Consider the following 2,616-nt stretch of genomic DNA (forward strand, 5'->3'; position numbering starts at 1 on the left):
TTTGTGTTTTTTGTATTTAACCATAAAAATGCCCCCAAATAGTGTCTAACTTTTTGGGGGCAGTGTAATATGCAGGGCTCTTTTTGTTTATAGGTACATTAAGAAAAAGTTGATGCTTACTGAGTTTTTGGCTTAGGCGTCTATCAACTAAATACCATTAACTTTCAACAGCGCTTCATCTCTTTTTACGCTGTGATTTGCTAAAAAGTAAAGGGCCGATATTCTTTGAAGAAATATCGACCCTTACCATCTAAATTAACGCTCTCGAATATATAAACGAGAGTTTATGCCAAATTGTTTTCAAGGAAGTGAAAAAAAGTGATTATTTTTCGTAACAGCCTAAGGTTGAGGGGTAAAATCTTGAATTTTCTTTCATGTCCTTATTCAAATAATTACTGAAATACAGGTCAGTGCTTAAATCTTTTCCCTTTTTTACTGCCTGACTATTGGTTTGTACTTCGAAATTCTCCAAAACCTTATCTGCAAAAAGCGGATCTACGTTTAAAATGTTGCCATTGTTGTTGTAGCTGCTGCTGGTAGTTCTGATAATGTTATTCCACAAGCTAAGTTGCACAATTGCCGATGTTTTTCTTTGAATATCGAGCTCATTGGTTAAACTTCCCCAGATAATATTATTGGTTAAATCTAACTGAAGTTTATTGTAAGCATTTGCAGATAAGTAATCGGAAAAGCTTAAAGCTGCGGTTTTTCTTGGAAAATTTAGGTTGTAACCGGCAAAAGTGTTTTGCTTCAGGTTATAGTTTCCTCCTCCTACGGCATAAATCAGGTAATTGCCGCAATTGTACATCAGGTTATTAAAAGCTAAAAGTTCAGAATGGTAACCTATATAGGCTGCAACCTGCATGTTTTTAATAATACTACTGCTTAAAATCAATTTCGGATTTGCATTTAGCGATAAGGAATCGGAGGTGATGCCAACCGATGCATTTTTGATGATGGCATGTTTGATTAGCCCATTGCCGTTTCGTTTAATAAAAATTCCCTTCCATTGTCCGGGTTCGTCATCGTATATTTTTTCCAACCTGTCGCTGCAGAAAATCACCGGCTCGCTAATGGTGCCGTTAACATTAAGGCTCCCTTCTATGTTTAGGTTGGCATCTTTATGGAAATAAATTTTGGTGCCTGGCTGCATAGTAAGAGTAGAAGCACTTTTTACCGTTAGTGTACCATTAATAATATACGGTAAAGCTTTTACCCAAACAGCATTGCTATTAATAACTGCATTATTAACAAATATGGCATTTTGGCCGTAAGCCAGAAGTTGCACCACCTGCCTGTTGCCATTGGTGTTTAAAATAATAGAATCCTGAACCAGAAAAGCCAGGTTCTGCGCGTTAGGGTTAATCGTAACCTTCACAAACAGGTTAATTGAATCCTGACCATTGATAATCAGGTCGTTTTTGTTCAGGAGGTTTTCTCCGTTAATGTTAATGGTAAAGGGGGAAGTATTGCCTCCAGCCAGCTTTATTTCAGAAATTTTAACCGCATCATTATTCTTGTTGGCAATCTTTATCCTTTTCGTTACCGAGCCTACCGAAGTAAAAATAGTATCGAACAAAATTTCGGGATTAGAAATGCTCAGTTTGGCGTTTGGATCGGTGGTTATGCGCTCTCCTTTCCGGCAGGCCGATACCATGAAAATAAACAATAACAGCAGGCCAATATTGAAACGCATAAATCAAACTTATAAAAATGTTCCAGTAGTTGCAACAACAGCTGGTAACATTAACAGGCTTTACTCGGCAAAAGCCACAGCAGCAACACTTACTTTGGCCGCTCCGGCATTCAGCAGCTCGTTGGCACAGGCTTCCAAAGTTGCCCCGGTTGTAATTACATCGTCAATCAGCAAAATGTGTTTATTTAAAATCTCTCCGGGCGATGTTACTTTAAACATGTTCTGCATATTTTCGTAGCGGTTGTACCTGCTCTTTTTGGTTTGGCTCTCGGTAAAAGCGCTCCTGATCAGGTTGCTCTCGTTAAAATATGTGTCCATGCTTTCAGCCAGCCCTTTTGCAATAAAGCTACATTGGTTATATCCTCTTTGTTTGTGTTTTTTTGGATGTAAAGGGACCGGGATAATCACGTTAACATCCTGGTAAAGCACGCTATTTCTTAACCTTTCGCCCATCATTTTCCCTAATAATAGCCCAACATCAGTTTTTCCATTGTATTTGAGGCTATGAATCAGGTTTTGAACTTTTGCACCTTTTCTGAAATAAAGCATGGCCATGGCAGCATTCAGTGGTACTCGGCCCCACAATTGTTTGGTAACACGGTTTTCTGCATACTGATGGTAATCTGTAAAAGGAAGATCGTACAGGCACTTGATGCAAATAAGCTTCTCGTTATGAAATAAAGTTGTGCCACAGGCATTGCAGAGTTCAGGGAACAGTAATGAAATTAAATCCGATGTGAGACGTTTTAAGGTTACCATATACCTAATTTATCTATTTTTCATCAATAATAAATATAAAGTAGGGTCTATTTTTTAGCAAAGCAGGTTCCTGTGCTTCGTTGGTTTTGGTAGTCCCGCTATTCCTTCAAGTCCTCACTCGTACCTCGCTCCGGGCTTTACGTTCTATCGGGTTTAGGTGG

At 38.6% G+C, this 2,616-nt stretch carries 2 protein-coding genes; both read right to left on the bottom strand.

Features of this window, described 5'->3' with window-relative positions:
* Positions 1–322: 322 nt before the first annotated feature.
* A complete protein-coding gene (locus BLR37_RS25035; protein WP_090773446.1) occupies positions 323–1,696 on the bottom strand; it encodes a hypothetical protein in 1,374 nt (457 codons plus the stop codon).
* Positions 1,697–1,756: 60 nt separating this feature from the next.
* Positions 1,757–2,455, bottom strand: coding sequence for a ComF family protein (locus tag BLR37_RS25040; RefSeq protein ID WP_090773448.1), 699 nt, complete (start codon positions 2,453–2,455; stop codon positions 1,757–1,759).
* Positions 2,456–2,616 lie beyond the last annotated feature (161 nt).

It is taken from the genome of Pedobacter soli, from assembly GCF_900101435.1.
Classification (GTDB): Bacteria; Bacteroidota; Bacteroidia; order Sphingobacteriales; family Sphingobacteriaceae; genus Pedobacter; species Pedobacter soli.